The 5945-nt window shown below is 65.0% G+C and carries 5 protein-coding genes and 1 pseudogene; 2 read left to right on the plus strand and 4 right to left on the minus strand.

Annotation, left to right across the window (positions count from 1 at the left end; all coding sequences use genetic code 11):
• Positions 1-364: chromate transporter (locus ABSG20_RS27470; RefSeq protein ID WP_423867625.1), on the plus strand; the 364-nt coding region annotated here is incomplete at its 5' end.
• Here the strand turns inward: ABSG20_RS27470 and ABSG20_RS27475 are convergent.
• From ABSG20_RS27475 to ABSG20_RS27485, 3 genes and pseudogenes are all read right to left on the minus strand, one after another.
• Entirely contained in the window at positions 361-1956 is a 1596-nt protein-coding gene (locus ABSG20_RS27475; protein ID WP_423867626.1) for an alkaline phosphatase family protein, read from the minus strand. The genes ABSG20_RS27470 and ABSG20_RS27475 overlap by 4 nt on opposite strands.
• A gap of 280 nt (positions 1957-2236) precedes the next feature.
• On the minus strand, positions 2237-2578 hold the full coding sequence (locus tag ABSG20_RS27480; RefSeq protein WP_423867627.1) for an HVO_A0114 family putative DNA-binding protein: 342 nt from the start codon (positions 2576-2578) through the stop codon (positions 2237-2239).
• Positions 2575-2739: pseudogene (locus ABSG20_RS27485) on the minus strand (toxin-antitoxin system TumE family protein); the annotation flags it as partial. The gene ABSG20_RS27480 and the pseudogene ABSG20_RS27485, both read right to left, overlap by 4 nt.
• A gap of 147 nt (positions 2740-2886) precedes the next feature.
• Between ABSG20_RS27485 and recG the strand changes: the two are divergent.
• The gene (gene recG / locus ABSG20_RS27490) at positions 2887-4986 is read left to right on the plus strand and encodes an ATP-dependent DNA helicase RecG (protein ID WP_423867628.1); all 2100 of its coding nucleotides are present in this window, start codon (positions 2887-2889) and stop codon (positions 4984-4986) included.
• An 85-nt stretch (positions 4987-5071) separates the two neighbouring features.
• Here the strand turns inward: recG and ABSG20_RS27495 are convergent, their stop codons facing one another.
• Complete coding sequence (locus ABSG20_RS27495; RefSeq protein ID WP_423867629.1) at positions 5072-5842, minus strand: DUF502 domain-containing protein; 771 nt, start codon at positions 5840-5842, stop codon at positions 5072-5074.
• Positions 5843-5945: the final 103 nt, after the last annotated feature.

Below are 5945 nucleotides of genomic sequence, written 5' to 3' on the forward strand. Positions count from 1 at the left end.
GGCGCCCGGGCCGGGCTCGACGCTCGCAACGCTGATCGGTTGGAAGGCCGCCGGCTGGAGCGGAGCGATGGTCGTCTCGCTCGCCTTCTTCCTCCCCTCCTCGCTCTTGATCTTCGGCGCCGGTCGCATCTGGAACCGCTGGCGCGGCTCCGCCTGGCACGGCGCGGTGGAGACCGGATTCGCTCCGATCGCCGCCGGACTGGTGCTGGCGGGCGCTTTCGCGCTGCTGCGGGAGAGCGGTCCGCTGGCCTGGGCAACCGCGATGGTCGTGGCCGGTTGCCGGATTTGGCGTCCCGCCCTGCATCCGCTTCTCCTGCTCAGCCTCGGCGCCACGATCTTCACGCTCGGACGGGCCTTCGCCTAATCGGCGTCCGCGAACAGGAACGGCAGCACGCCGATCTGTTCATCGCGCACAGCCTGGAGGCTGTGGGGGTCGAGCCGAAGGGCTTGGAGGATCGTCGGCGCAACCTGCTGGTTCGAGGTGGCGGTCTTGACGATCGCAGGCGGCATGCCGTCCATCGATACCAGCAGCGCGGTGTGCACGTCGTCCTCGTTGAAGCCGCCATGCTCCGCTATCTTGGTGCCGCCGGTGAAGATCACACCGGTGTTGACCTTCAGGATGATATCCGGCGTCCGCGGGTCGTGGAGCGGGCTGTTGAACTTGTCGATCAGCGACTGTCCCGCGAAGATCTCCTGGATTCCCAAAAGCTGCTGGTTCAGCGGTTGGCTGAGCAGGGATACGACGCTCACGGTTTGCGAGGAGTCGGCGAGCCAGATCAGGGAGCCGTCGTCGGAGATGTCGAACGACTCCGAGGCGCCGAGCAGCGTGCTGGGCTGGCCGTTGCCGATATTATGGTTCTTGGTGCGGTCGATCGGCGACTGGCCGTGCTTGGCGCAGATGATGATCAGCGTCGAGCCGGTGAGGTTCTGAGCCTGCAATTCCTGCACGATGCGCCCGAGCGATCGGTCGATGAAGTCGAGCTGATCCGCGAGCCCCGAGGCCGGCGTGCCCAGGACATCGGCGTACCCGCCCGGCTGACCGGTGACGGGATCCTTGTTGAGCTTTTGCCCGACACTGACCGCCTGGAAGTTCGTGCCGAAGATCGCGGGTACGCCGACCCAGCTGCTGCGGTCATGCTTGTAGCCGTCGATCTGGTTCAGCACGGCTTTCACGTGAAGCAGGTCATAACAGCGCACATTGGCGAGTGCGGTGGTCCAGCCGTCGTCCGGGGCAGGATCCGGAAAGGGCACCGGCGTGCAGCCGGCAAAAGGCAGCGCGACCGGGATCGAATTGATCTCCGGGCCGTAAAAATCGTCGACGCCATGGCCGCTCGGGCCGTTGGTCCATTCGTAGGAGGGATGCTTGTCGGTCCAGGCCGTGCGCAGGCCCGCGGCCCTGGCCACTTCGAAGATGGTGTTGACGCGAAGGTACTGGTGCGGAAGCACGGTCGCGCAACCCTTCCTCGGATCGCGGCGCAGGTAAGCCGGATTGATGCCGCCGCCACCGTCAAGCCGGGTCAGATCCGTGTCGATCGACTCGTCCATGGCCATGATCGTGCCGATCTGGCCGGGGCATGCACCGCCGGGGTTGCCGAGGCCGTCGGTCTGGGCCGGGGGCGACAGTTCGCGATTCCAGGTCACGTCATACCAGAAGCCGGTCGTGACCGGCGAGCCACCGGTCAGAAGCGCGGCAAGTCCCGGGAACGAATCCGAAGGCGAGGAGGTCTGGTTATTGGTGTAGGTCGTGCCATGCCCGCTCAACGCGGCAAGCGTCGAGCTGGGATGACTGTTGACGTAGTTCGCCAGATCGAGGGCATGCAATCCATCGACGCTGATCAGGAGCACGTGCTGGATCGGACGTCCATCTGGGGTCAGCGCACCGCCGGCCTGTGCCGGCAAAGCCGCCAGAGACGAGAGCCCGACGCTGACCGCCGTCAAATAATTGTGGATCTTCAAGACACCCCCCATTTTCTTGATACTGCAAAGACCTCTGCGGATCAGACAGCCAGCCACACTTTGCGATGCAACCAGGGCTGATCGCTACGGAATCTTAACACTCTTACGTGTCATTACGATTGCAGCAATGTGAAGGATTTGTTCTCCGCTGGCGCGCAAAGCGCCGGTCACCGCTGCGGCGAAGCGCGCCGCACGAAGGCAGCGCGAGTATCAGGGTTCTTGGCGAACCCGCAGATGTCTGGCGGGTATCGACAAGTTGGGCAATCCTGAACCGGGCCAGTCAGGCGGCACGCAGCATGACATCGACCCGGATGGCGTCGAAGGGAAAAATAACGAGGCCCTTCTCGGTCTTTTGCAGAATGCCTGCCTTGAGCAGGGCGTGTACATCGCTGTGTACGGCTTTCACGTCGCGGGTGACCCGCCGCGCCGCCTCCCGGATCGTTACCGGGCCCGCGCCGGCCAGAGCCCGAATGAGTTCCCAGCGCTTCGCTGTCAACAGCCGAAACAACAGTTCCGGGCTCGCGAGGCTTATCCGCGAGCCCTGCTCTTTTCCCTTGAACGCATCTCGCGCACGCCGCTTGACGTCTTCGAGCCCCGAAACCTGGAGAGTGACCGTCTTCATTTTACTCGCCTCCGTTCTTCGACATCGCGCCAGAAATCCGCAAGCAGCCTATCTGGACCCGTGAAGTCATAGGCTTGTTCGCGTCTCCCAACATGCCGGTGATCGCCCTTGCCCGCCTCATTGTCGTAACGCAGCACGCAAACCCCATCGACCACGAGCGCTGTTGTCAAAAGGTCCAACACTGGCCGCAAGAGGATTGCCGACTTGGATATCGGGCGCTCGCTCGTCAAGCCTCTATCTTCGAAAAATCCCGTGGATGCCCGGCGCAAGACCGGCGATGACGGTGAGAAAAGGTCTTAGGTTTCCACATGCGCCCTACCCTGCTCAATCGGCTGTTTGCGCCGGTCACGACCCTCCCTGGCGTCGGGCCGAAGCAGGAAAAACTGTTGCGCTATCTGCTCGGCCGCGATGAGACGCCGCGGATCGTCGATCTCCTGCTGCATCTGCCCTCAAGCGTGATCGATCGCCGGGCGCGGCCGAAGATCCGCGACGCGGTGCCGGGAACGGTGGTGACGCTGGAAGTGACGGTCGATCGCCATCGCCCGGCGCCGCCGCGCAACCCGCGCGCGCCGCATCTGGTCTATGCCGGCGACGACACCGGCGATGTCGTGCTGACCTATTTTCGCGCCCAGCCGGGCTATGTCGAAAAACTGCTGCCGGTCGGCGCCAAACGCTACGTCTCCGGCACCGCGCAGATGTTCGACGGCACCTTGCAGATCGTGCATCCCGATCGCGTGGTCGACGAGGCGGGTTTCGCAGCACTGTCGGGGATCGATCCGGTTTATCCGCTCACCGAGGGGCTGGCGCTCGGCTCGCTGCGGCGCGCGGTGGCGCAGGCGCTGCAAAAACTGCCGGCGCTGCCGGAATGGATCAGTCCGGAAGTGATCCGCCGCTGCAACTTTCCGCCGCTTACCGAGGCGCTGAACCGCGTGCATGTGCCGGTCGAGTTGACCGATATCCTGCCCGAGCGTCCCTACTGGTCGCGGCTTGCCTTCGACGAATTGCTGGCCGGTCAACTGGCGCTGGCGCTGGTGCGCGCGCAGTTGCGCCGTCCCGCCGGCGACCGCCACGCCGGCGACGGCCACTTGCGCAAACGGATCATCGATGCGCTGCCCTACGCGCTGACCTCATCGCAGCAAAAGGCCGTCGCCGCCATCTCGGACGATCTGCGCCAGCCGGTCCGCATGTTGCGGCTGCTGCAGGGCGATGTCGGATCGGGCAAGACCGTGGTGGCGCTGTTGGCGTCTGCCGCCGTCGCCGAGGCCGGCAAGCAGGCCGCGCTGATGGCGCCGACCGAAATCCTCGCCCGCCAGCACATCAAGACCATCACGCCTTTGGCCGAGCGCGCCGGCCTGCGGATCGCGATCCTCACCGGCCGCGAGAAGGGCAAGGAGCGCCGCGAACTGCTGGCGCGGCTTTTGGCCGGCGAGATCGATTTCCTGGTCGGCACCCATGCCCTGATCCAGGATGATGTGGCCTTCAAGGCGCTGGCGCTGGCCGTGGTCGACGAGCAGCATCGTTTTGGGGTGCGCGAACGGCTGGCACTGACCGCCAAGGGCGGGGCTGTCGACGTGCTGGTGCTCAGCGCGACGCCGATACCGCGCACGCTGGTCCTGACTTACTTCGGCGATATGGACGTTTCGGAGTTGCGGGAAAAACCCGCCGGGCGGCAGCCGATCGATACCCGCGCGGTCGCCGACAGCCGCCTGCCGGAAGTGATCGATGCGGTCGGCCGCGCGCTGTCGGCCGGCCGGCTGGTGTACTGGATCTGCCCGCTGGTCGAGGAATCCGAAACCGTTGACCTTGCCGATGCGCAAGCGCGTTTCGAGCGCCTGAAAGCGCGATTTGGCGGCCAAGTCGGCCTCGTGCATGGCAAGATGCGCGGCAGCGAGAAAGATCGCGTGATGGCGCAGTTCGCCGCAAGCGAGATCCGGCTTCTGGTCGCCACCACCGTGGTCGAAGTCGGGGTCGACGTTCCCCAAGCCACCATCATGGTGATCGAGAATGCCGAGCGTTTCGGGCTCGCCCAGCTGCACCAGTTGCGCGGCCGGATCGGCCGCGGTTCCGAAGCCTCGACCTGCCTGTTGCTCTACAAGGAGCCGCTCAACGAGATGTCGACCGCGCGGCTGAAGGTGATCCGCGAAACCACCGACGGCTTTCGCATCGCCGAGGAGGACCTGAAGCTGCGCGGCGAAGGCGACGTGCTCGGCGTCAGGCAAAGCGGCCTGCCCGGCTACCGCATCGCGCGCTCGGACGTTCATGCCGAACTGATCGCGCAAGCCCGCGACGAGGCGCTGCGCATCATGAAGGACAATCCGAAACTGAACGGCACGCAAGGCGAAGCGCTGCGCTGCCTGCTCTATCTGTTCGAACGCGACGAAGCCCTGCCGCTGCTCGGAGCGGGGTAATGGGCCGCATTCGCCATTTGGGCGAGATCGCGTTGAGCGGGACGGGTAAAGCGGACCCTCATGCAGGCCGGTGCAAACCCGCCGCTCACTCCACCTTCGCCGGCGACGGCTGCAGCGGCGAGGCGTTGGCGGCGCGCGCGGCGTCCGCCATTCCTGCGATCGCGGCCATTTTCTTTTGCGCATCCGAGCCGGGCTGCACCACGCCGCAGGACATGATCAGGGTGGCGGCGTCCTCGGCGCTCATCTCGACTTCGATGACCTTGCTCCTGGGCACATAGAAGAAGAAGCCCGTGGTCGGGTTCGGCGCGCAGGGCAGGAACACCGAGATGTGCTCCTCCCTGCCGGGGAGGCTGTTGGCGATCTCCACGCTCGGGGCCTGCGAGATCAGCACGATCGACCACATGCCCGGCGAGGGAAACTCGACCATGCCGACCCGGCGAAAGCTCGATCCCTGGCCGGAGAACAAGGTCTCGAACACCTGCTTCAGGCCGCGGTAGATCGCACGCACCACGGGCATGCGCCCGAGCAGCTTCTCGCCGAGATCGACCAGCGTCCGCCCGATCAAATTGGCGGTAAGGAAGCCCAATAGCGTCAGCGCCACGACGGCAACGATCAACCCGGATCCCGGCAGCCCGAACGGCAGATAGGTTTCAGGCCGATAGGCAATGGGCACGAACGGCCGCACCAGGCCGTCGACCCAGGTCACGAACCACCAGGTCAGATAAAACGTGATGGCGATCGGACCGGCCACGATCAGGCCGGTCAAGAAATAGTTGCGGAAGCGGGCCATCAAGCCGCTATGGGCGTCCGGCGGAACTTGGGCCGGGGGCGCGGGAGGCAAAGCGTCGAGGTTCATGGGGGTTCCAGGTCGGTCCGGCTGCTATAGCTGGTTGCCAGCTAGGGTCTTCTAGCAGATTATTGAAGACCTCAAGGGATCAAGCAACCTCGACAGCCCTGCT

The sequence above is a fragment of the Bradyrhizobium sp. genome, from assembly GCF_049512235.1.
Taxonomy (GTDB): Bacteria; Pseudomonadota; Alphaproteobacteria; order Rhizobiales; family Xanthobacteraceae; genus Bradyrhizobium.

Excerpts from the sequence above, each read along its gene's own strand:
- ABSG20_RS27495 (WP_423867629.1), bottom strand. The coding sequence starts at position 5,842 with ATGAACCTCGACGCTTTGCCTCCCGCGCCCCCGGCCCAAGTTCCGCCG.
- recG (WP_423867628.1), top strand. The coding sequence starts at position 2,887 with ATGCGCCCTACCCTGCTCAATCGGCTGTTTGCGCCGGTCACGACCCTC.
- ABSG20_RS27480 (WP_423867627.1), bottom strand. The coding sequence starts at position 2,578 with ATGAAGACGGTCACTCTCCAGGTTTCGGGGCTCGAAGACGTCAAGCGG.